Origin of the sequence: Streptomyces longisporoflavus (assembly GCF_014649775.1) — a bacterium.
In the GTDB taxonomy this organism is placed as follows: domain Bacteria; phylum Actinomycetota; class Actinomycetes; order Streptomycetales; family Streptomycetaceae; genus Streptomyces; species Streptomyces longisporoflavus.
The window spans coordinates 211,831-234,776 of the sequence record NZ_BMTR01000012.1 but is presented as its reverse complement, the minus strand read 5'-3'; the positions used below and the strand labels follow the sequence as shown (position 1 = coordinate 234,776).

Below are 22,946 nucleotides of genomic sequence, written 5' to 3'. Positions count from 1 at the left end.
GGCTTAGGACGGCCCTGGTCAGGACCTAGGACCCGCGTCAGGCGCCGGGGCCCAGGGGACGCTCGTACCAGGCGACGTCCCAGTAGCGGCCGAACTTGCGGCCCACTTCCCGGTACGTGCCGGCGTGCCGGAAGCCGAAACGTTCGTGGAGGCGGACGGAGGCGTCGTTCGGCTGGGCGATACCGGCGTAGGCGCGATGCAGGTCCTCGCCCTCCAGGGCCTCGAAGAGCGCCTTGTAGAGCAGGGTGCCGATGCCGCGCCCCGCGGCGTCCGGCGAGCAGTAGACGCTGACCTCCACGGAGGTCGCGTAAGCGGGCTTGGCCCGGAAAGGAGAACTGGTGGCGTACCCGAGGATCAGCCCGGAATCCCGTTCACGGGCAACCAATAGGCGATACGGGCCGTCTACAGGATGGGAGAGCAGCCAAGGGCGTCGCTCCTCCGGCGAGAAGACGGCCGTGTCGAATGTGAGCGCCGTCTCACGCACGTAGTGGTTGTAGATAGCGGTCAGGGCTTCGAGATCGGCCTCCGTGCCCGGCCTGACCTGCACCTCTGTACGTTCCGGCGACATCTGGCCTCCCTTGTGGCGGCACAGGGTACTGCAACGTCAGGAAAATAGAGGCACGGCTTGGGAATTCTGTCCGGATTCCAGTCGTTGTTTCCATTGGAAGCAGGGCACCCGGAAGGGTGTGGTTTCCACCACCGAGGCCCGTGAAAAGGGCCGACCAGGACCTCCACACGCAAGGGAGCACGCATGGCAACCCGTGCCGTCGCCCGTCGTAAGTCCGCCTCCACCGGCGAGACCGACGCGGCACGCAGTGTTCGCGCCGTAGGCGGGGAGATCGCCGACCGCGACCTGGTCGGCATGTACCTCGACGAGATCGCGCGTACGCCGCTGCTCGACGCCGCCAAGGAAGTCGAGCTGTCCCAGATCATCGAGGCCGGTGTGTATGCCCGGAAGATACTCGACGGCGACGTCGAGGACTCCGTCCCCGGCGCTTCCGCGACCCGCGAGGAGCTGGAGGCGCTGGTCGCCGACAGCGAGCGGGCGAAGGATGTCTTCATCCGGTCCAACCTGCGGCTCGTCGTCGCCGTGGCGCGTCGCTATCCGCGGAGCGGTCTGCCGCTCCTCGACCTCATCCAGGAGGGGAACGCGGGCCTGGTCCGCGCGGTCGAGAAGTTCGACTACGCCAAGGGCTTCAAGTTCTCCACGTACGCCACGTGGTGGATCCGCCAGGCCATCACGCGCTCCATAGCCGACCAGTCCCGCACCATCCGTCTCCCCGTCCACCTGGTGGAGGAGCTCGGACGGATCCGCCGGGTCATGCGCGAGTTCAACCGCAAGCACGGGCGCGACCCCGAGCCCGAGGAGGTCGCGGCCGAGCTCGACACGACGCCCGCGCGCGTCACGGACGTCCTGGACTGGGCACGCGACCCGGTCTCCCTGAACATGGGCGTGGACGACAGCGGAGACACGCAGTTCGGCGACCTCCTCGAGGACACCTCCGCGGTCTCGCCCGAGCAGTCCGTCCTGACCCTGCTGCGCAGCGAGGAGCTCGACGACCTGATCGGCCGCCTCGACCAGCGCACGGCCTCCATCATCAAGATGCGGTACGGCATCGAGGACGGCCGCGAGCGGACCCTCACGGAGGTCGGCAAGCAGCATGGGCTCACGCGCGAGCGGATCCGCCAGATCGAGAAGCACGCGCTCCTTGAGCTGAAGAAGCTGGCCCGCGACACGGGGTTCGACGCGGCGGCCTAGGCCTTGACGGCCCGCGAAGCCGCCCACCAGCCGAGCCCCGGTGCCATCCCCCCCCCGGCACCGGGGCTCACTTTTGCTTTCTGGTGGGGGGCGGTGCGCTCCGCGCGGAGGGTTCTCCCACCCACCTGCCCCCGCCCGGTTGCCCCTGTCCGCCGCCCGCTCGATTGGCCCCCACCGGGCCGCGGAGTCACGCGACGGCGGAGTGGCAAAGTGTTCCCCCGCTCCGCGGCCCGCGGCCCTGCTCACGCCCCTGACGCCCGCGTCAGCCGCGCGCCCAGTTCGCGCAGGGAATCCACCAGTTCCGGGGGCCCGTGGGCGATGAAATCGGAGCCGGTCATGGCAAGGCGCACCGCCAACCAGTCGACCGCGTCCGTCACCGTCGCCCGCAACCGGCACGTCGTGGCCGTCAGCGGCTCCGGCGTGCCCAGGGCCGAGGGGAACGCCCCCGCGACGGCCTCCGCGGACGCCGAGAACGTCACGTCGATCTCGTACGACGGCTGCTCCCGCCACATCGACCGGCGGATGTACTCCGCGGCATCCCCGGTGGGCAACTCCCGCGGCACGAAACGCGCGCCGGTCGCGAAGGGCGACGAGACCCGGTCCACCCGGAACGTGCGCCAGTCGTCGCGGTCGATGTCGTACGCGACCAGGTACCAGCGCCGCCCCGTCGACACCAGCCGATGCGGCTCTGTAAGACGGCGGGACTCCGTGCCGTCGCCGGAGCGGTACGCGAAGCGGAGGCGTTCCTGGCCCGCCGCCGCTGACGCCATGACCGTCAGTGTCTCGGGCGCGATGCTCGCACCGTCCCCGCTGGTCAGCGGGGTCGTGGCGATCTGGAGCGTCTGGACGCGGTGGCGCAGGCGGGAGGGCAGGACCTGTTCGAGTTTCGCCAGTGCCCGTACCGACGCCTCGTCCACCCCCTCCACCGCGTGCCCCGCCCCCGCCCGCAGCCCCACCGCGATCGCCACCGCCTCCTCGTCGTCCAGGACGAGCGGTGGCATCGCCTTGCCCGCGACGAGGCGGTATCCGCCGGTCGCCCCCTGGCTCGCCTGCACCGGATAGCCGAGGTCCCGCAGCCGGTCGATGTCGCGCCGCACGGTGCGCCGGCTCACCCCGAGCCGCTCCGACAGCTCCCCGCCGGGCCACTCGCGCGGGGTCTGGAGGAGGGAGAGGAGTTGGAGAAGCCGAGCCGGGGTGTCGGTACCACCGCCGGACCGTTCAGCAGCCGAGGTCGTGCCTGTGCCTGTATTCGTGCCCGAAGCCGTACCCGTACCCGTGCCCGAAGCCGTGCCCGAAGTCGAAGTCATGTCGCCCAGGATGCCGCGCATCTAGGACATGTACTGGCCTATATGGCTTCTAGCCTCCTTCCATGACTTACAGCAGCCCCGCAACAACCCCGCCCGAGACGGCCGTCGCCGCCGACCGGCGCCGCTGGTTCGCGCTCGCCATCGTGATGACCGCGGCCTTCATGGACCTGGTCGACGTCACGATCGTCAACATCGCGATCCCGTCCATCCAGGAGGACGCCGGCGCCTCGTACAGCCAGATTCAGTGGATCACCGCGGGCTACGCGCTCGCCTTCGCGGCCGGCCTCATCACCGGCGGGCGGCTCGGCGACATCCACGGGCGCAAGCGGATGTTCCTCATAGGGATCGCGGGCTTCACGCTCGCCTCCGCGCTCTGCGGGTTCGCCGCGAACCCGGAGATGCTGGTCGCCTCGCGGATCCTGCAGGGCGGCATGGCCGCGATGATGGTGCCGCAGGTCCTCTCGATCGTGCACGCCACCTTCCCCGCGCACGAGCGCGGCAAGGTCTTCGGGCTCTTCGGAATGATCGTGGGCCTTGGCGCCGTATCGGGACCGCTGCTCGGCGCGCTCCTCACCCAGTGGAACCTCTTCGGGCTCGAATGGCGGCCGATCTTCCTGATCAACCTGCCCGTCGGTATCGCGGGACTGATCCTGGGCGCCAAGTTCATCAGCGAGTCCAAGGCACCCAGGGCCCTCAAGCTCGACCTCGTCGGCGTCGTCCTCGTCACGCTCGGCCTGCTGATGGTGCTCTACCCGCTGACCCGCGGGCGCGAGCTGGACTGGCCGCTGTGGGGCTACGCCATGATGGCCGGCGGCCTCGCCGTCTTCGGCGCGCTGATCGCGTACGAGAAGGCGAAGGCGGCGAAGGACGGTTCGCCGCTCGTGGAACTGTCCCTGTTCAAGGTGAAGAGCTTCGCCGCGGGCATCGCGGTGCAGACCGTGTTCGGTGTCGCGATGGGCATCTTCTTCCTGGTCTGGACGGTGTACATGCAGACGGGGCTCGGCTGGAGCGCGCTGCGGGCGGGCGTGACCGGGGTGCCGTTCTCGATCGCGGTCTCGGTGGCGGCCGGTATGTCCGTGCAGAAGCTCGTGCCGCGGTTCGGGCGGAAGGTGCTTCAGGGCGGTGCGCTCATCATGGCCACCGGCGTACTGCTCTACATCTGGGAGGCGGACCGGTACGGCGCGGGCATCACGTCCTGGCAGATGGCGCTGCCGCTGGTCGTGATGGGCGCCGGCATGGGACTCATTGTCGCTCCCCTGACGGACGCCATCCTCTCGGACGTGCCGCGTGAGCACTCGGGGTCCGCGTCCGGGCTGCTCAACACCGTGCAGCAGATGGGTACGGCGCTCGGGCTCGGCCTGGTCTCCGTCGTCTTCTTCGGCATGATCGACGAGAAGGCGGCGCGGAGTGAGGTGCCGGCGGAGATCGTGGGCGCGTTCCAGAACTCGCTGTGGTGGGTCGTCGGCGTACTCGTCGCCATCTTCCTGCTGATGTTCGCCCTGCCGGGCAAGCCGCGTCAGCACGTCGAGGGCGGCGGCGACGATGACGACGAGAACGCGACCGAGACCGAGACCGCGATCCCGGCCCGGGGCGCGGATGAGGCCGCCGAACCCGCCGAACGGGAACCCGCGTTGACCTCCTGAGCGGTGGCGGTGGCGGCGGGCGCGGGCGTGTCGCGCGCGGCCCGGGCGGAGCCTAGAGCTCTGCCCGGGCCGCCGTCGCGTCCAGCGATTCCAGTACGCACGGCCCCCGGCCATGGCAACGCCGCTCGTGCCGAAGCCCGTTTGTGTCTGAGTGGGGTCCGACCCTGTTTACTTTGCGGAAATTCGGCCGTAGTCTGCGAGTGAACCCACATACTCGGGCATCAGGCGGAGGCAAACGGACATGTACGCACCGGAGCGCCAGCAGGAGATCCTGCGGCTCGCGCGCGACGGCGGGCGAGTCGACGTGCTGTCGCTGGCCGAGGAGTTCAAGGTCACCGCCGAGACCATCCGGCGCGACCTCAAGGCCCTCGACCGCGCCGGCCTCGTACGCCGTGTGCACGGCGGCGCCATACCGGCCGGCCGCCTCGACTTCGAGCCCGACCTCGCCGAGCGCGAGGGAACGGCCGCCGACGAGAAGGACCGCATCGCCCGCGCCGCCCTCGCCGAGCTGCCGATCGAAGGCAGCGTCATCCTCGACGCGGGCTCAACGGTCGCCCGCCTCGCCGCCTCGCTCCCGCTGGAATCGACGTTCACCGTCGTCACGCACGGCCTGCCCACCGCCGCCCGCCTCGCCGACCACCCCGGCATCCAGCTCCACCTCATCGGGGGCCGCGTCCGCAGCCGTACGCGCGCCGCCGTCGACGCATGGGCGCTGCGGGCGTACGCGGAGATCCGCGCCGACGTCCTGTTCGTCGCGGCGAACGGCTTCTCCGCCGAAGCCGGCCTGACCACCCCCGACCTCGCCGAAGCGGCCGTCAAGCGCGCGGCGATCGGCGCGGCCCGCCGCGTGGTGCTCCTCGCGGACTCCGCCAAGCACGGGCAGGAGCACTTCGCGCGCTTCGGCGATCTGGACGACGTGGACCTCCTGATCACCGACACCGGACTCGACCCCGAGGACGCCGCCGCGATCGAGAGCGGCGGCACGGAGGTGATCCGGGCATGAGCGGCGCGGGCCCGAACACGGCCGACAGCAGCGGCAACTCGCAGGTCAGCAACGAAATGGTACGTACGCGCATGATCCTCACCGTCACCCCCAACCCCTCCCTCGACCGCACCTACGAGGTCCCCTCGCTGGACCGAGGCGAGGTCATCCGGGCCACCGGCGACCGGATGGACCCGGGAGGCAAGGGTGTCAACGTATCGAGGGCGGTCGCGGCGGCGGGAGCGCAGACGCTGGCCGTGCTGCCCCTCGGCGGCGCGCCCGGCGCGCTCGTTGACCAGCTCCTCGACGAGCAGGGCATCAAGGTCGCCCCGGTGTGGGTCGCGGGCCAGACCCGGTCCAACATCGCGGTGGCCGAACCGGACGGCACCCTCACCAAGATCAACGCGGCTGGGCCCGAACTGACGCCGGACGAGGCCGAGTTGCTTCTCTCCGCCGTGCGTGAGCGGTCCGCGGGCGCCGACTGGATCGCCTGCTGCGGCAGCCTCCCGCGCGGCCTCGCCCCCTCCTGGTACGCCGACCTCGTGGCCCGCGCGCACGCCGCGGGCGCCCGTATCGCCCTGGACACATCGGGCCCTGCGCTGCTCGCCGCGCTTGCCGAGCGCCCCGACGTCGTCAAGCCGAACGCGCAGGAGCTCGCCGAAGCGGTGGGCCGCCCCCTTTCGACGGTCGGCGACGCGGTCAAGGCGGCGGAAGAGCTGCGGGCCTCGGGGGCGCGGGCCGTGCTCGCCAGCCTCGGCGCGGACGGCCAGATTCTGGTGGACGACTCGGGCACGTACTTCGGCAGCGCTCCGGTCGACGCCGTACGCAGCAACGTCGGCGCCGGTGACTCCTCCCTGGCCGGTTTCCTCATCGCGGGCGGCACCGGCCGCGCCGCCCTCGCCTCGGCCGTGGCGCACGGAGCGGCAGCGGTGCAACTCCCCGGCAGCGCGATGCCGACCCCCGCGGACCTCGCGCCCGACGCGGTCACCGTCACCTCCGAGGTCCCCCTGGACCGCGTACTGACGGAGCCGGCGTCATGACTCCCCACCCCGCCCATACCTGCTCACCCCCCGTCCCCACTCCCGTCCCCACTGCCGTCCCCACTCCTGTCTCCACCCCCGTCCCCACCCCAGCCCTCCGGGCGATACGCGTGCGAAGGAGCCCGCGATGAGCGAGATGATCACCGCGGAACTGGTCGACCTCGAAATCGACCGGTCCGCCGGAACCAAGGAAGCGGCGGCCCGTGCCCTCGCCGAACGCATGGTGGCCCTCGGCCGGGTGACGGACCTGGACGGGTTCCTCGCCGATGTGGCGGCGCGCGAGGCGCAGATGCCGACCGGACTCGACGGCGGCATCGGCATCCCGCACTGCCGCAGCGCCCACGTCACCGAGCCGACCCTGGCCTTCGGCCGCTCGGCGGACGGCATCGACTTCGGGGCGCCGGACGGGCCGGCCGACCTGATCTTCCTGATCGCCGCTCCGGCGGGCGCCGACGACGCCCACCTGACCATCCTGTCGTCGCTCGCACGGCAGTTGATGGACACGGAGTTCACCGACGCCTTGCGGGCCGCGTCCGATCCGGCTTCGGCGGCGGCGCTGATCACCGGCGACACGGCGGCCACCCCCGGCGCCGGGCAGCCGTCCCAAGAGGCGCCCGGCGAAGAGGCCCCTGCGTCCGGAGGCGAAGAGCCTCCTGCGTCCGGCGGTGCAGAGACCCCGGCGTCCTCCGGCGGTGCAGAGACCCCTGCGTCCTCCGGCGGTGAAGAGACCCCTGCGTCCTCCGGAGGCGAAGAGACCCCCGCGTTCAGAATCGTCGCCGTCACCTCCTGCCCCACCGGCATCGCGCACACCTACATGGCCGCCGAGTCCCTCGAGAACGCCGCCCGCGAGGCGGACGTAGAGCTGACGGTGGAGACCCAGGGGTCCGCGGGCTTCACCCGCGTCGACCCGGCGGTGATCGCCGCCGCGGACGCGGTCATCTTCGCGCACGACGTTCCCGTACGGGAGAAGGACCGTTTCGCCGGTAAGCCCACCGTCGATGTCGGCGTGAAGGCCGGCATCAGCAGGCCCGCGGAGCTCATCGCGGAGGTCCGGGCGAAGGCGGCCCGCGGCGAGACGACCGCGGACGCCGGGCCCAGTCCCGTCGACAACGCCGGGGACAGCGAGGACGGCTACGGCACCAAGCTGCGCAAGTGGCTGATGTCCGGCGTCAGTTACATGGTCCCGTTCGTCGCCGCGGGCGGCCTCCTCATCGCGCTCGGCTTCGCCATCGGCGGCTGGAAGATCGACAAGGCGCCGTCGGTCGCCGAGCACTTCGTGTGGACGGACACCACCAGCTGGGCCGCGCTCCTCTTCCAGATCGGCGGGCTCGCCTTCGCCTTCCTGGTGCCGGTCCTCGCGGGCTACATCGCGTACGGAATGGCCGACCGGCCCGGTCTCGTACCCGGCTTCGTCGGCGGCTCCGTCGCCGTCACCATCAATGCGGGCTTCCTCGGCGGCCTCGCGGCGGGCCTGATCGCGGGCGCGGTCGTCATGGGCATCCAGCGCGTGAAGATTCCGGCCGTGCTCCGCGGCATCATGCCGGTGGTCGTGATCCCGCTGATCTCGTCCGCGGTCGTCGGCTTCCTGATGTTCCTCGTCGTCGGAAAGCCCATCGCCGAGCTGCAGAGCGCGCTCACCGACTGGCTGGAGGGCCTGTCCGGCGCCAACGCCGTCATTCTCGGCGTCATCCTCGGCCTGATGATGTGCTTCGACCTCGGCGGACCGCTGAACAAGGTCGCGTACGCCTTTGCCGTCGGCGGCCTCGCCAACCCCACCGAGGGCAGCCTCAAGGTCATGGCCGCGGTGATGGCGGCCGGTATGGTCCCGCCGCTGGCCATGGCTCTGGCCACCACGGTCCGCGGCCGGCTGTTCACCAAGACCGAGCGTGAGAACGGCAAGGCGGCCTGGTTCCTCGGCGCCTCCTTCATCACAGAGGGCGCGATTCCGTTCGCCGCGGCGGACCCGTTGCGGGTGATCCCCGCGTCGATGGCGGGCGGCGCGGTCACCGGTGCCCTGTCGATGGCCTTCGACTGCACGCTGCGGGCCCCGCACGGCGGCATCTTCGTGGTGCCGCTCATCGGGCAGCCGCTGCTCTACCTGGTGGCGATCGTCGCCGGTGTCGCGGTCTCGACCGTGGCGGTCATCCTGCTCAAGGGGACCCGGAAGACGGGCTCTTCGCAGGACAGCGCCCCGGCCGGCGAGACGGTGACGGACAAGGACAAGCGCGTGCCGGCAGCTGTCTGAGCCGCCGGCCCGACCAGGCCTCTCGGCTCTTCGGGCCCTATGAGGGGGGTTGTGCGACATACGTCACTTCGGTACGTAAGTCCCACAACCCCCCTGTTGTAGGGCCTGTGTCGTGTTGTCTACTGTGCGGCATGTTCCAGAATGTCTCGATCCTCCAGCAGGCAGGCGTTGCCGTACTGGCTGTGGCGACCGCCGCCTGGTCCGTGGGCCTGGTGCGGATGCTGCGGCGCGACCGGGCCGACGCGGACGTCCGGCGCCGCCGGCCCGGGGCGCTGACCGCGCTGCCCGTGCAGTCGGGGCCGCCGCGCGCGGAGACGGTCGAACTGACGCCGGACGAGCGGGCCGCCTTCGCCGGTCTCGTACGCCAGTTCGGTGACGGCCGCTCCTGATACGCCGTACCCCTGCACCCCCGCACCCCTGTACAGCGCCCGGCGCCTACTTCGCGCGCTGCTGCGGAATGCTCCTGGCGCGCTGCTCCATCGCCGTGCGTGCGGCGTCCTCGCTGGCGTACACCTCGCAGCGGTGCCGTTTGTCGGGCGTGACCGTGTGCTCGACCTCCCAGAGGCTGAGCTCGCTGCCGTCGAAGAGCAGGAAGGCGTGTTCGTAGAGCGAGAAGCTGAGTCGCGCCTCGCCCGGCAGGCAGGGACGGCCGAACGCCTGCGTGATCTGGTGCGCGAACGCCGAGCGCAGTAACCGCTCGATCTCCTGGCCGGGCCGCCCCTCGTCCGCGAGGTTCTCCGCACGGCGCAGCAGCCGGCGCGCGTGGTCGGCGGAGTCGTCGGGCGCGTACGTATGGCGGGGTTCTTCGGTGACCGGGAGCTGGAGCACGACGGTCTGCTCGCAAACGGTGGCGGGGGTGTCGGGCGGGAGCGGCAGACGCGAGGTGGCGACTCCCGCGTCCTCCTCGTCCGCGTACAACTCGTGCTGGGGGTGGCCGCCGGGGCCCGTGTTGTGGACGAGCTCCCAGAGGGTGAGCGAGGTCGCGTCGGCGAGCAGCCACGTATGCCGGTACGTCTCGCGATGGAGGCCCGCGCTGTGGTGTGCGGAGTGCAGCGAACTGTCGTACGCGAGAGCTGAGTCCAGGCGCCTTATCGTGTCGTCCGGCAGGTCGAAGGAGTTCAGGGCGCGGCCAAGAAGCTGCTCGAGTCGCTCCTGCGGAGAGTGCGGGGACTTCTGCTCGGCAGACTGTGGCTCGTACGCCGTCTCGTACTCGTACGGAACGCTCAAGGTCTCTCCCGGCGTTGCTGCATGTCACGTTGTGAGTGCATACCGTAGCCCCTGGGTCGGACATCATGTCCGGGAACGGGAAAACGAACGAGCCGCACGGCAAGTTCCCGTGCGGCTCGGGGCGTTGGGCCTGGTGAGAGGCGCGTGCCGAGGTGCGTGCCGAGGAGGGCCGAGGCGGGCGGGGTCAGCCCGCGCTGCCCGCCGTCCACTCGCTCCAGGACATGTTCCAGCCGTTGAGGCCGTTGTCCGGGGCGATGGTCTCGTCCGGGGAGCCCTTGACCGTCACGACGTCCCCGATGAGGGAGTTGTCGTAGAACCACGCGCCCGGCGTGCTGGAGTCGCCCGCGCCCTGCGCGTCCTGGAGGCCGACGCAGCCGTGGCTGGTGTTGGAGCTGCCGAAGATCGAGGGCGAGCCCCAGTAGTTGCCGTGGATGAAGGTGCCGGAGGACGACAGGCGCATCGCGTGCGGGACGTCCTTGATGTCGTACTCACCGCCGAAGCCGACCGTGTCGCCGTTCATCCGGGTCTGGGTGAACTTCTCGGAGATCACCATCTTGCCGTTGTACGTGGGGTTCGCCGGGCTGCCCGCGGAGATCGGGATGGTCTTGATGACCTTGCCGTCGCGCTCGACCGTCATCTTCTTGGCCTTCACGTCGACCGTGGAGACCTGCGCGCGGCCGATGGTGAAGGTGACCGTCTTGTTCTGCACGCCGGTGGCGCCGTCCGCGCCCTTCACGCCCTCCAGGTCGATCTTCATCGTGACCTTGGAGCCGGCCTTCCAGTACTCCTCGGGCCTGAAGTCGAGCCGCTGGTTGCCGAACCAGTGGCCCACGATTTTCTGGCCGCTGTCGGAGGTGACCTTGATGTGCGACTGGACCGACTGCTTCTCGGTGATCGCCTTGTCGAAGTTGAAGGAGACCGGCATGCCGACGCCGACCTTCGTGCCGCCGTCCGGGGTGTAACTCCCGATGAAGCTGTTGTCCTTCGAGACGGTGGTGAAGATCGAGTTCTCGGTCGCTTCCTTGCCCTTGGAGTCCTTCGCGTCAGCCGTGATCTTGTACTTCATGCCGCGCTCGAGCTGGGCCTTGGGCTTCCAGCTGGTGCCGCCGTCGGAAAGCGTGCCGTCGACCGTCGCCCCGGTGGAGACCAGGGTCATCTTCACCTCGGTCAGCTTGCCGTTCTCGACCTTGACGCCGGTGGCGTTGATGGAGGCGCCGGTGGAGCCGTCCTTCGCCGAGATGGTGATCTCGGCGCCCTGAGACTTGGACTTGCCGTCCTTGTTGTCGCCGTTGCTGTCCCCGTCGCCGCCGCAGGCCGTGAGGGCGAGAGCACCGGCGGCGGCGAGCGCGGTGGCCGCCAGAAGGGTGCGTCGCCGGGGCTGGGCTATGTGCGGCGTTGTCACGGGCTGCTCCATCTTTTTGCGAAGTGCGCGTTCTGACCAGGTAGGAGACCAGGTAGGAGATAAGAGCGGCCCCCGGCCGGAAAGGTTCCGTCCGCTTGGTGTGAGGACGGGCACAGAGATATGGCCCTACGGCGGCCCGACGGCGTCCCAACGGGCGGCGCTCCGGGCCTATTTGTGTGTAGGCGTTCTGTGTTCTCTCTGGGAATTCCCTTGGGCGGCGCTATGGGATACCTGGGATACCTGAGAGCGCTACCGGGGTTGAGCGGTTGAGCCCGGGTTACTTGCCGTGAGGTCCGCCGAGGTCGTACAGGTCGGTGAACGAGGGGAATTCGCCGCCCGGCGTCCGCACGGACTCCGCCGCCAGGAGCGCCCGTACGATCGCCGCCGTCACCACGTCCGCGCCCGCCGCGAGGATTTCGTTCAGGGCGAGCGGGTTCTCCGCGGCCCCCGGCAGCGGGCGCTCGCCGGTCGCGAGGGCGAATACGGTGTCCCCGTCGTTGAGGAGATGGACGGGGCGCACTGCGCGCGCGATGCCGTCGTGCGACGTACCGGCGAGCTTCTGGGCCTGTGCCTTGGTGAGTTCGGCATCCGTGGCGACCACGGCGAGGGTGGTGTTCAGCGGGGGCGGCCCGTTCTTCGCGGCGGCTTCGGCGAGGCGGCGCGTGGCCTCGTCGTGGGCCTCCGGGGCCGGGTACTCCACCCGCTCTCCCTCGAAGTACCGCCCGTACAGCGCCCCCGTCCGCGGATCGACCCCCGAGCCCGCCGCGTTCGCGACCACCAGGGCGGCGACCGTGACCCCCGAGTCCAGCCTGACGCTCGCGCTTCCGATACCGCCCTTCACCTTGCCGACCAGGGCGCCGGTGCCCGCGCCGACGTTCCCCTCCTCGACCGGCGTGAACGGCTCGGTGCCCGCGGCGGCCTCCACGGCGGCGCGTCCGGTCGAGGCGTCGGGACGTGCCGTGAACTCGCCGCCGCGGCCGAGGTCGAAAACGCAGGCGGCCGGGACCACGGGCACGACGTGGGCGGGATCGGGGCCGACCCGCACGCCGCGGCCCTGTTTCTCCAGCCACGCCATCACCCCGGCCGCGGAGTCCAGGCCGTACGCGCTGCCGCCGGTCAGCACGACGGCCTCCACGCGCTGCACGAGGTTGCGGGGGTCGAGGGCGTCCGTCTCGCGGGTGCCGGGGCCGCCGCCCCGTACATCCACGGCCGTGACGGCGCCGCCCTCCGGCGCGAGCACGACGGTCGTGCCGGTGAGGTGGCCCGGGTACGCCGGGGCGGTGCGGGTGGCATGCCCTACGCGCAGGCCGGGGACATCGGTGAGGGAGTTTGTGGAAGCCATGCCGACCTGCGTATCACGCGCGGGAGTTGCGCGGTGGCCCCGCAGGGGACGGCCACGGGGCGAGCTACGTGGTTGCCTCCTTTCGGCTGGTGGTCTCCCTTCGGCTGGTTGTCTCCCTTCAGGGGGTCGCCTCCCTTCGGGCCGTACGGGCGGTGAGCGTCACGCCGGTCGCGACGGTGGCCGTCGCCACGAGCCCCGCGACCAGGACGGCCCAGCTGCCGGCGAACGTACTGGCGAGGGTCGCCGCGGCGCTGACGGGCAGGACGAGTTGCTGGGCGGGGCCGACCTTGAAGTAGCGGGAGGCCTCGGAGGCCCCTGCCGGATCGGGGGCCGGTGTTGGCTCGGGGGCCGGTGTCGGCTCGGAGGGCGGTGCTGACGTCACGGGGCCAGCGCGGCAGAAGCCTTCCGCCGGAGCGGGCTGTGGGGCGCGCCCCGGCGGCCCCGCGCGGCCCGAAGGGCCCCTGACTCTCGTGCCTTTGGGCTGGTCAGAGCGTGCCCTACGACTCTGCTCGCACGTTCCCGCGCGCGGGAACGTGGAGATGTCAGGCCCCGGAGCAAGGTCGGGACCCGTAGCGAACTGGGAACCAACATGACATCGCCTGCCGCCCAAGAAACGCGGACCGCGCCATCGGGCCGTACGTACGACCCCGCGCAGTACCGCCCCGGCAAGACCATCACCGACTGGGAGCCGGAGAACGAACTCTTCTGGAAGTCCATCGGCAAGAAGGTCGCTTCCCGCAACCTGTGGATCGCCGTCCCCGCGCTCCTGGTCGCGTTCGTCGTCTGGCAGGTGTGGTCGGTCACCGCGACCAACCTCGAGGACGTCGGCTTCGGCTTCTCCACCTCGCAGCTGTTCTGGCTCACCGCCGTCCCCGGCATCACCGGCGGCACGGCACGCGTCTTCTACACCTTCCTCGGCCCGATGATCGGCCAGCGCCGCTTCACCGCGCTCTCCACGGTCGTCCTTGTCGTCCCGCTGATCTGGCTCGGCATCGCGGTCCAGGACCCGGACACCTCGTACGGCGTGATGGTCGCCATCGCCGCCCTCTGCGGCGTCGGCGGCGCGAACTTCGCTTCCTCCCTCGCCAACATCGGCTTCTTCTTCCCCAAGCGCGACAAGGGCAACGCCACCGGCATCAACGGCGGCCTCGGCAACCTCGGTGTCTCCGTCGTCCAGCTGGTCACCCCGATCGTCATCACCAGCTCGGTCCTCGCGGTCGGCTCGGCCCAGCACAAGGCCGACGGCACGTCCGTGTGGCTGCAGAACGCCGCGTTCCTGTGGGTGCCCGTCCTGGTGATCCTGGCCGTCGTCGCGTGGTTCGGCCAGAACGACCTGAAGGTCGCGTCGACCCCCTTCAGCCAGCAGAAGATCATCTTCAAGCGCAAGCACAACTGGCTGATGACCTGGCTCTACGTCGGCACGTTCGGTTCCTTCATCGGGTTCGCGGCAGCGCTGCCGATGCTCATCAAGACCACGTTCACGCCGATCGACGCGGCCTACTCCGCGGCGACGTACGCCTGGATGGGCCCGGCCGTGGGCGCGCTCGCCCGCTGGGCCGGCGGTTGGATCGCCGACAAGATCGGCGGCGCCAGGGTCACCATCATCTCGTTCGCCGGCATGGCGGTCTCGATCATCGGCGTCATCGGCTTCCTTCCCTCCGGTGGCGACAACGGCAACTTCTGGGGCTTCCTCGCCTGCTTCCTGGCCGCGTTCTTCTTCTCGGGCATCGGCAACGGCTCGACGTTCCGCCAGATTCCGGTGATCTTCCGCGAGCAGCACCTGAAGGGCCTGACGGAGGGCACCCCCGCCTACACGAAGGCGCTGAAGCAGTCCGAGATGGAGGCGGGTGCGGTCACCGGCTTCACCTCCGCCGTCGCGGCGTACGGCTTCTTCTTCATCCCGGCGATGTTCGCCAACTTCGCGGTCACCAGCGCGATGTGGGGCTTCGTGGCCTTCTACGCCAGCTGTATCGCGATCTGCTGGTGGTTCTACGCCCGCAAGGGCGCGGAATCGCCGAGCTGACGCCCTGAGCTGCGTCGGCGGGGCGGTCCGGGCGTGGGCCGGGTGTGGGAGCACCCGGCCCCTTCGCATGTTCGGGGCCCGTACCGCAGGACGCCCCCGCACATTCTTGTGAATGCATTCACAAGCGAACTTGGGTCCAAGGTCCCGAAAGAATCTCCAGGTCAGGGCGGGTGTGCTGGGTTCTCGATGCGGCGAGAAGGGACCTCCGGTCCCGAAATGGGGTCCATTGCGGAGCCCCTGCTCGATCACATCGCAGTGCAATGGAAGTACAGCGAAACGGCGATTCGGAAGGTGCCGGCGATGACTGCCACTCCTACGGAAACGACAGTGCACGGCGAGGCATGGGACGGCTTCAAGGGCGGTCTGTGGCGGGACGCGGTCGACGTCCGCGACTTCGTGCAGCAGAACTACACCCCGTACGAGGGCGACGCCTCCTTCCTGGCAGGACCGACCGAACGCACCACGCGGGTCTGGCAGAAGCTCCTGTCGATGTTCCCCTCGGAGAACGAACGCGGCATCCACGACGTCGACGCGAAGACCCCGTCCCGCATCGACGCCTTCCGGCCCGGCTACGTCGACGCCGACCTGGACCTCATCGTCGGCCTCCAGACCGACGCCCCGCTGAAGCGCGCCATCATGCCCAACGGCGGCTGGCGGATGGTCGAAGGCGCACTCAACGCCTATGGCTACGAGGCAGACCCCGAGGTCAAGGAGGTCTACACGCACCTCCGCAAGACCCACAACGAAGGTGTCTTCGACGCCTACACCCCCGAAATCCGCGCCTGCCGCTCCTCCGGCATCATCACCGGCCTGCCCGACGCCTACGGCCGCGGCCGCATCATCGGCGACTACCGCCGCGTCGCCCTCTACGGAGTGGACCGCCTCATCGCCGAGAAGGAAGCCGACAAGGCACGGCTCGGCCAGGAGTGGCCCACCGAGGACGTCATCCGCGCCCGCGAGGAGACCTCCGAGCAGATCAAGGCCCTCGGCGAACTGAAGGCCATGGCGATGGCGTACGGCCACGACATCTCCGGCCCCGCCACCACCGGCCGCGAGGCTGTCCAGTGGCTCTACTTCGCCTACCTGGCCGCCGTGAAGGAGCAGAACGGCGCGGCCATGTCGATCGGCCGCATCGACAACTTCCTCGACATCTACCTCCAGCGCGACATCGAGTCCGGCCGCATCACCGAGACCGAGGCCCAGGAATTCATCGACGACTTCGTCATCAAGCTCCGCATCGTCCGCTTCCTGCGCACCCCCGAGTACAACGAGCTCTACTCCGGCGACCCGACCTGGGTCACCTGGTCGATGGCCGGCATCGGCGATGACGGCCGTCCGCTGGTATCCCGCACCACCTTCCGCGCCCTGCAGACCCTCTACAACCTGGGCCCGGCCCCCGAGCCGAACCTGACGGTCTTCTGGTCGCGGGGCCTTCCCAAGGGTTTCAAGGACTTCGCCGCCAAGGTCGCCATCGACACCTCGGCCATCCAGTTCGAGTCCGACGACCTGATGCGCCCCAAGTACGGCGACGACACGGCGATCGCCTGCTGTGTGTCGGCGATGGCGGTCGGCAAGCAGATGCAGTTCTTCGGCGCCCGTGTCAACGTCGCCAAGGCCCTGCTCTACGCCATCAACGGCGGCCGGGACGAGAAGACCGGCAAGCGCGTCGTCGAGGGCTTCGAGCCCATCGAGGGCGAGTACCTGGACCACGACAACTACGACACCCTCGTCGAGCGCTACGACGCGATGCTCGGCTGGCTCGCCAAGACGTACGTCCACGCCCTGAACGTCATCCACTACATGCACGACAAGTACGCCTACGAGCGCATCGAGATGGCGCTGCACGACCAGGACATCCTGCGCACGATGGCATGCGGCATCGCGGGCCTCTCGGTCGCCGCCGACTCGCTCTCCGCCGTCAAGCACGCCAGGGTCAGGGTCATCCGCGACGAGACGGGACTCGCCGTCGACTACGAGATCGAGGGCGACTACCCCGCCTACGGCAACAACGACGAGCGGGCCGACCACATCGCCCGCCGGATCGTCTCGGACTTCATGGGCAAGATCCGGCAGCACCCGACCTACCGCAACGCGGTGCACACCCAGTCCGTCCTGACGATCACCTCGAACGTCGTCTACGGCAAGAAGACCGGCAACACCCCCGACGGCCGCCGCTCGGGCGAGCCGTTCGCCCCTGGCGCCAACCCGATGAACGGCCGTGACGAGCACGGCTACATCGCCTCCGCGCTGTCGGTCGCCAAGCTCGACTACGACGACGCCGAGGACGGCATCTCGCTCACCAACACCATCACGCCCGACGCCCTGGGCCGCACCCCCGGCGAGCGGATCCAGAACCTCTCCGGAGTCCTCGACGGCTTCACGGCCAGCGACGGCTTCCACATGAACGTCAACGTGCTCGACAAGGCGACCCTGGAGGACGCCATGGAGCACCCGGAGAACTATCCGCAGCTGACCATCCGGGTCTCCGGCTACGCGGTCAACTTCATCCGCCTGACCCGCGACCAGCAGCTCGACGTCATCAACCGCACCTTCCACGGCTCCCTCTGAGCCACCCGGAGTCCTGCCATGACGACCCTGACCGACACCGCGACCCCGGCGGCCGCCGTCACCCGGCGCCCCGTCACCGGATTCCTCCACTCCTGGGACCTGTCCACCGGAGTCGACGGCCCCGGCACCCGCTTCGTCACGTTCCTCTCGGGCTGCCCGCTGACCTGCCTCTACTGCCACAACCCCGACACCTGGCGGATGCGCGACGGGAAGCGGACCACCGCTGACGACGTGCTCGCGGAAGCCGCCAAGTACACGAAGTTCATCTCGGCGGCGGGTGGCGGAGCCACCGTCAGCGGCGGGGAACCCCTGCTGCAGCCCGTGTTCACCGGCGAACTGCTGCACCGCCTCAAGCACGATCTCGGCCTGCACACCGCCCTCGACACCAGCGGATTCCTCGGCGTACGCGCCACCGACGCCCTGCTCCGGGACGCCGACCTGGTGCTCCTCGACATCAAGTCCCGGGACCGCGACACGTACAAGAAAGTCACCGGGCGCCCGCTGCGGCCCACTCTTGACTTCGCCCGGCGCCTCGCCGACGGCGGCAAGGACGTCTGGGTGCGCTTCGTCCTCGTCCCCGGCCTGACCGACGACCCGGACAACATCGAGGGCGTCGCCCGCTTCGCCGCCTCGCTCGGCAACGTCTCCCGCGTCGACGTGCTGCCCTTCCACAAGCTGGGCGAGGGGAAATGGGCCGCTCTCGGCAAGGACTTCACCCTGCGCGACACCCCCTCGCCCACAGCGCGGCAGGTGGCCACCGCCAGGGAGATCTTCGCAGCTCAGGGGCTCAATGCCGTCTGACGGCCGCCGCTCTGCCGCACGGCCGTACCCTGGATGCATGAGCACAGCCCCCGCCCCCGAGCCGCGCGACCCGAAGCAGTCGAAGACCCCGGAGGACTCCTCGGCGGCGAAGAAGGCCAAGAAGCCGAAGAAGCCGAAGAACGCCCTGGTCTTCGACGACCCCCTGTCGCAGCAGTCCTCGGACGACACCGACCGCGGGTGGGGCGAGCGGCCGTCGGCAGGCAGCGACAGCGCCGCCGACCTGGCGCGCTTCCTCGACGAGAAGCCGCCCCACCACCTCTGAGCCCTCTCTACCGCGCGTCGGGCCCCGAACCAAGCCCACCGGGCCCCGAACCAAGCCCATCCGGCCCAGCGCCGGGCTCGCCGGGACCAGAGCCGCGCTGCGCCACCAGGGCGTCGCGGATCTCCTTGAGGACCTCCAGCTCCGAGACCTCGATGACCTCCTGCGTGCCCTCCTTCTCGGCCTTCCGCGCGGCCTGGCGCGCGAGGTACTTGGCCATGGGCAGCACCATGAGGAAGTAGACGACGGCCGCGGTGATCAGGAAGCTGAGGGTGGCGCTGAGGACCGAGCCCCACATGATCGGGATGCCGCTCTCGACCGTCCCGTCGGCCGCCGTCTTGCACGGGGCCTTCAGACACGAGCTGTAGTGATTGAGGTCCTTCGTACCGAAGGCACCGACCAGCGGGTTGATGACACCCTTGACGACGGAGTTCACGATGTTCGTGAACGCGGCGCCGATGACCACCGCGACCGCAAGGTCGATGACATTCCCGCGCATCAGGAAGGCCTTGAAGCCGTCCCAGAGACTCGGTTCGCTCTTCTCGCTCACCACGAGGCCTTTCGTTGCAAGTGCAGTTCGTGAAACAAACAGCTTCGCAAACTACGTCAGGGCCTGGTAGGACTGTCCAATTGGACAACACGAATGAGCGACTTGACAGGATGTCAGTGCAGTTGCACACGCTGTGAATCGGCCCAACGTCGATCAGCACAGCGTCACCGCCAGACGCATGCTCGCTCCCGCTCCGGCGAGCTTTGCCGCCGTCGCCCGCGGCACGGAGAGTACGACCAGCGCCCCCGCCTCGGCCGCGCCTGCGTCCGCGCCCTCCTGAGGCTCCGGCACGTCGACGACCCGGGCGCCGGCTGCCACCACCCGTGACACCGAGCCGTCGGCGCCGACGACATCGACCCGGTCGCCCCGGTGCAGCAGCCGCACCGTCTCCGCGTCCGCGATCCGCACCGGCGCAGTCACCGCGGCGGCCGGCCGACGCCTCTGCTCCGACTCCGGCGAGGGTGTCGCGGCCACTGCAGGACGCTCCCGAGGCCCCGCCCGCTCGGCGTCCCGCGGCCCGGCGGCCACGAGCCCGGCCGCCGTCACCGCGAGCCCCACGGCCACGGCCCGCCGCTTGTGCCGCAGCAGCCTTCGCAGCCGGTGCCGCCCGCCCCGCACACGCACGGGGGAGAAGTGCGGCACGGGGCACGGCGGGGGAGCGTCCCGCGCGGGAGGGGAAGCGGGAGAGGAAGCGGGAGACGTAAAGGGGGTCGGGGGAGAGGGAACGTGCGTCACGACGGCCACCACCTGCGGAGAGTCGGAGGAGCTGAGGATCTTGCCTTCCGCTCTCACGATGCAGGCCCGCACCGAATCCCGCTGAGCCCCGTGCACTACTCGCCGGTTGTGGACAACTCCCTCACCCGAAGGCGAAGTTCCGACCGGCTCCAGACGTGCGCCGAGCGCTCTCCAAACGCCTCACGGCAGCCGGATCCCCGGCTCCATCCCGCCCAGCGCCCCCGCACAAGAACAGTCCCGCTCGCTCTCCGCCGGCAGCCCCGCCACCGCGTCGAACAGCACCGCCCGCAGCCGGTCCACGTTCGCCGCGAACACCTGGAGCACTTCCTCGTGCGAGACGCCCTCCCCGCTCTCCGCACCCGCGTCCAGGTCCGTGACCAGCGTCAATGACGTGTAGCAGAGTTCCAGTTCACGGGCGAGCACGGCCTCGGGATGCCCGGTCATGCCCACCACCGACCAGCCCTGCGCCGCGTGCCACACCGATTCGGCCCGCGTCGAGAACCGCGGCCCTTCGATCACCACGAGGGTTCCGCCGTCCACCGGCTCCCACTCCCGCCCGCGCGCCGCCTTCAGCGCCGCGCCGCGCCCGACGGGGCAGTACGGGTCGGCCAGCGACACGTGCACGACGTTCGGAATGCTTCCGTCCGGCAGCGGCACCCCGTCGAAGTACGTCTGCGTACGCGTCTTCGTACGGTCCACGAGCTGATCGGGCACCAGCAGCGTGCCCGGCCCGAACTCGGGCCGCAGCCCGCCCACCGCACAGGGGCCGAGGACCTGCCGTACGCCCACGGAGCGCAGCGCCCAGAGGTTGGCGCGGTAGTTGATGCGATGCGGCGGCAGATGGTGGCCGCGGCCGTGCCGGGGCAGGAACGCGACTCGTCGGCCGGCGAGCTCGCCGACGAAGAGGGAGTCGCTCGGCGCTCCGTAGGGGGTGTCGACCTGGAGCTCGGTCACGTTGTCGAGGAAGGAGTAGAAGCCGGAACCGCCGATGACGCCGATCTCGGCCCGCATCGCGTCCCCCGCACCAGCACTCGCCGTATTCACCATGCCGAGCACATTAACCGGGCGAAGGGACGGGCGAGAGCACGCCGAAGTCCCCGCTGTCGTACGACAGCGGGGACTTGGAGCAAGAACTGAGAAGGACCTAGGCGGCCGAGGAGCTGGACGTGCTCGACGAACCGGCCGACGAGCCCGAGGACTTCGAGTCCGAGCCCGACGAACTCGACGAGGAGGACGACGAAGCGCTCGCGGAGGTCTTGGAGTCCGACGACTTGGAGTCCGAGGACTTCGAGGCGGACGCCGGCGACGGCGTGCTGCTCGACGACGAGCCGCGGCTGTCGTTGCGGTAGAAACCGGAGCCCTTGAATACGATGCCGACGGCCGAGAACACCTTCTTGAGGCGTCCGTCGCAGCTGGGGCACACGGTCAAGGCGTCATCAGTGAACTTCTGCACCGCCTCGAGGCCTTCGCCGCATTCGGTGCACTGGTACTGGTACGTCGGCACTTGCTTCCTCCTGGCACTCTCACTCATTGAGTGCTAACGACGGTCCATAGTGACCTATTCCGCGGGATCAGTCCACCGCGACCGGCTCGCGGTGACCGACGCCACGTGCCACGGTGCGTCCGGCGGACCGCGGGACGAGCCGCGAGCGCAGCGTCACGAGCACCGCGAGCGCCAGCGCCGTACCGCCGAGCGGCACCAGGAACCCGGCGCCGTCCCAGAGCCGGTCCTCCAGCTGTCCGGCGACCGTGACGGCGGCCGCCTGGCCGAGCGCGACGGCACCGGTGAGCCAGGTGAACGCCTCGGTACGGCCGCTCGGGGCGACGAGCCGGTCCACCAGCGTGTAGCCGGTGATCAGCGCGGGCGCGATGCAGACGCCGACCAGGAGACCGAGCCCGGCGAGCAGCAGCACGGAGTGCGCGGCCCACAGCCCGGACGCCATCAGGGTCAGGGCCGTGTACGCGACGACGAGCCGCCGCTGCGGGGCGATCTTCCAGGCGATGGCGCCGCAGACGAGGCCGGAGAGCATGTTGCCCGCGGCGAACGTGCCGTACAGGACGCCGTTCAGGCCGGGTTCGCCGATCGACTCGGTGAAGGCGGCCAGTGAGACCTGCATGCCGCCGAAGACGGCGCCGATGCCCAGGAAGGTCACGATGAGGACCCGCACACCGGGGATGCGCAGCGCGGAGACGTGCTCCACGCGCGCGTGCTCCTCGCGGGTGGCGGGCTTCGGCTGGGTGCTCTTCTGTGCGGCGAACAGCAGGCCGCCCACCAGGGTGAGTCCGGCCTCAGTGAAGAGTCCGGCCGCCGGGTCGATGGTGGTGCACAGCGCGGTCGCGAAGAGCGGGCCGAGGACGAACGTCAGCTCGTCCGTGACCGACTCGAAGGCGGCCGCCGTGTTCGCCAGCGGGGAGTCCTGGAGCTTGACGCCCCAGCGGGCCCGCACCATGGGGCTGATCTGCGGCTGCGAGGCGCCGGTGGGCACCGCCGCCACGAAAAGCGCCCACAAGGGGGCATCGGAGAGCGCGAGCACCGTCAGCGTGAGCACCGAAGCGGTGTGGACGAGCACGCCGGGCACCAGGACGGCGCGCTGCCCGAACCGGTCGGCGAGCTTGCCGCCGAAGGGGGCGAACACCGCCATGGACACGCCGGTGACGGCGGATACGGCGCCGGCGGCGCCGTACGACCCGGTGGTGTGCTGCACCAGCAGGACGATGGAGATGGTCAGCATCGCGAAGGGCTGTCGCGCCGCGAAGCCGGGCAGGAGAAACGTCCAGGCGCCGCGGGTGCGCAGCAGCTGTCCGTATCCGGGGCGGGAGGTGACCGTGGATGCCACGGCCCGTGCCTTTCTGCTGCCTGGTAGCGCGGCCCCCTGGTCAGGGCGGCGGCGCCGAGAGCTGTCCTCTAGCGCAGGACTGCGGTAGATGCCGGTTGCCCACTGCGGGGGCACGCGGCCGCCATACGGTCGGCGCCAGCTCTGCTTCAGACAGAGTTGGTTCGATCATTCGGTACAGAAGAAGTGTGCCTTCATCGTACAGGGA

Annotated in this window: 21 protein-coding genes; 10 read left to right on the top strand and 11 right to left on the bottom strand. The window is 70.1% G+C overall.

What is annotated here, in order from left to right:
- Positions 1 to 37: 37 nt before the first annotated feature.
- Complete coding sequence (locus IE226_RS25025; protein ID WP_190083595.1) at positions 38 to 568, bottom strand: GNAT family N-acetyltransferase; 531 nt, start codon at positions 566 to 568, stop codon at positions 38 to 40.
- A 183-nt stretch (positions 569 to 751) separates the two neighbouring features.
- Between IE226_RS25025 and IE226_RS25020 the strand changes: the two genes are divergently transcribed.
- A complete protein-coding gene (locus IE226_RS25020) occupies positions 752 to 1,759 on the top strand; it encodes a sigma-70 family RNA polymerase sigma factor (RefSeq protein ID WP_190083594.1) in 1,008 nt (335 codons plus the stop codon).
- Positions 1,760 to 2,001: 242 nt separating this feature from the next.
- On the opposite strand, the gene IE226_RS25015 is transcribed toward IE226_RS25020, so the two are convergent.
- Positions 2,002 to 3,066, bottom strand: coding sequence for a helix-turn-helix transcriptional regulator (locus IE226_RS25015; protein ID WP_190083593.1), 1,065 nt, complete (start codon positions 3,064 to 3,066; stop codon positions 2,002 to 2,004).
- Positions 3,067 to 3,128: 62 nt separating this feature from the next.
- Here IE226_RS25015 and IE226_RS25010 point away from each other — a divergent pair, with 62 nt between their 5' ends.
- From IE226_RS25010 to IE226_RS24990, 5 genes are all read left to right on the top strand, one after another.
- Positions 3,129 to 4,709, top strand: coding sequence for an MFS transporter (locus tag IE226_RS25010; RefSeq protein ID WP_190083592.1), 1,581 nt, complete (start codon positions 3,129 to 3,131; stop codon positions 4,707 to 4,709).
- A 241-nt stretch (positions 4,710 to 4,950) separates the two neighbouring features.
- Positions 4,951 to 5,712, top strand: a complete 762-nt coding sequence (locus IE226_RS25005; RefSeq protein WP_190083591.1) for a DeoR/GlpR family DNA-binding transcription regulator — start codon at positions 4,951 to 4,953, stop codon at positions 5,710 to 5,712.
- A gap of 71 nt (positions 5,713 to 5,783) precedes the next feature.
- On the top strand, positions 5,784 to 6,731 hold the full coding sequence (gene pfkB / locus IE226_RS25000; RefSeq protein ID WP_190083658.1) for a 1-phosphofructokinase: 948 nt from the start codon (positions 5,784 to 5,786) through the stop codon (positions 6,729 to 6,731).
- A 127-nt stretch (positions 6,732 to 6,858) separates the two neighbouring features.
- Positions 6,859 to 8,976: a PTS fructose transporter subunit IIABC gene (locus tag IE226_RS24995; RefSeq protein WP_190083590.1), complete on the top strand. Its 2,118-nt coding sequence runs from the start codon at positions 6,859 to 6,861 to the stop codon at positions 8,974 to 8,976.
- 131 nt (positions 8,977 to 9,107) lie between these two features.
- A complete protein-coding gene (locus tag IE226_RS24990) occupies positions 9,108 to 9,365 on the top strand; it encodes a hypothetical protein (protein ID WP_190083589.1) in 258 nt (85 codons plus the stop codon).
- A 46-nt stretch (positions 9,366 to 9,411) separates the two neighbouring features.
- Here IE226_RS24990 and IE226_RS24985 read toward each other — a convergent pair whose 3' ends face one another.
- The 4 genes from IE226_RS24985 to IE226_RS24970 form a co-directional block, all read right to left on the bottom strand.
- Complete coding sequence (locus IE226_RS24985) at positions 9,412 to 10,203, bottom strand: DUF6227 family protein (protein WP_190083588.1); 792 nt, start codon at positions 10,201 to 10,203, stop codon at positions 9,412 to 9,414.
- A 184-nt stretch (positions 10,204 to 10,387) separates the two neighbouring features.
- Positions 10,388 to 11,617 (bottom strand): L,D-transpeptidase, encoded by a 1,230-nt coding sequence (locus tag IE226_RS24980; protein ID WP_190083587.1) that lies wholly within the window; start codon positions 11,615 to 11,617, stop codon positions 10,388 to 10,390.
- A 265-nt stretch (positions 11,618 to 11,882) separates the two neighbouring features.
- Positions 11,883 to 12,947: a P1 family peptidase gene (locus IE226_RS24975; RefSeq protein ID WP_190083586.1), complete on the bottom strand. Its 1,065-nt coding sequence runs from the start codon at positions 12,945 to 12,947 to the stop codon at positions 11,883 to 11,885.
- A gap of 118 nt (positions 12,948 to 13,065) precedes the next feature.
- Entirely contained in the window at positions 13,066 to 13,329 is a 264-nt protein-coding gene (locus tag IE226_RS24970; RefSeq protein ID WP_308429529.1) for a hypothetical protein, read from the bottom strand.
- A gap of 207 nt (positions 13,330 to 13,536) precedes the next feature.
- Here IE226_RS24970 and IE226_RS24965 point away from each other — a divergent pair, with 207 nt between their 5' ends.
- The 4 genes from IE226_RS24965 (at position 13,537) to IE226_RS24950 (ending at position 18,622) form a co-directional block, all read left to right on the top strand.
- Positions 13,537 to 14,970, top strand: coding sequence for a NarK family nitrate/nitrite MFS transporter (locus IE226_RS24965; protein WP_190083585.1), 1,434 nt, complete (start codon positions 13,537 to 13,539; stop codon positions 14,968 to 14,970).
- 300 nt (positions 14,971 to 15,270) lie between these two features.
- The gene (gene pflB / locus IE226_RS24960) at positions 15,271 to 17,538 is read left to right on the top strand and encodes a formate C-acetyltransferase (RefSeq protein WP_190083584.1); all 2,268 of its coding nucleotides are present in this window, start codon (positions 15,271 to 15,273) and stop codon (positions 17,536 to 17,538) included.
- Positions 17,539 to 17,556: 18 nt separating this feature from the next.
- Positions 17,557 to 18,339, top strand: a complete 783-nt coding sequence (gene pflA, locus IE226_RS24955; RefSeq protein WP_190083583.1) for a pyruvate formate-lyase-activating protein — start codon at positions 17,557 to 17,559, stop codon at positions 18,337 to 18,339.
- A 37-nt stretch (positions 18,340 to 18,376) separates the two neighbouring features.
- Positions 18,377 to 18,622 (top strand): hypothetical protein, encoded by a 246-nt coding sequence (locus IE226_RS24950; RefSeq protein ID WP_190083582.1) that lies wholly within the window; start codon positions 18,377 to 18,379, stop codon positions 18,620 to 18,622.
- 7 nt (positions 18,623 to 18,629) lie between these two features.
- Here IE226_RS24950 and mscL read toward each other — a convergent pair whose 3' ends face one another.
- The 5 genes from mscL to IE226_RS24925 all read right to left on the bottom strand — a co-directional run bounded on the left by mscL (position 18,630) and on the right by IE226_RS24925 (position 22,741).
- On the bottom strand, positions 18,630 to 19,172 hold the full coding sequence (gene mscL / locus IE226_RS24945) for a large conductance mechanosensitive channel protein MscL (protein WP_229871520.1): 543 nt from the start codon (positions 19,170 to 19,172) through the stop codon (positions 18,630 to 18,632).
- 150 nt (positions 19,173 to 19,322) lie between these two features.
- On the bottom strand, positions 19,323 to 19,904 hold the full coding sequence (locus tag IE226_RS24940; RefSeq protein WP_190083580.1) for a hypothetical protein: 582 nt from the start codon (positions 19,902 to 19,904) through the stop codon (positions 19,323 to 19,325).
- A gap of 180 nt (positions 19,905 to 20,084) precedes the next feature.
- Positions 20,085 to 20,915 carry an S-methyl-5'-thioadenosine phosphorylase gene (locus IE226_RS24935; RefSeq protein ID WP_190083657.1) on the bottom strand — a complete coding sequence of 277 codons (831 nt, stop codon included), beginning with the start codon at positions 20,913 to 20,915 and terminating at the stop codon, positions 20,085 to 20,087.
- A 133-nt stretch (positions 20,916 to 21,048) separates the two neighbouring features.
- Positions 21,049 to 21,408 (bottom strand): FmdB family zinc ribbon protein, encoded by a 360-nt coding sequence (locus tag IE226_RS24930; RefSeq protein ID WP_190083579.1) that lies wholly within the window; start codon positions 21,406 to 21,408, stop codon positions 21,049 to 21,051.
- A gap of 67 nt (positions 21,409 to 21,475) precedes the next feature.
- Positions 21,476 to 22,741 (bottom strand): MFS transporter, encoded by a 1,266-nt coding sequence (locus IE226_RS24925; protein WP_190083578.1) that lies wholly within the window; start codon positions 22,739 to 22,741, stop codon positions 21,476 to 21,478.
- Positions 22,742 to 22,946 lie beyond the last annotated feature (205 nt).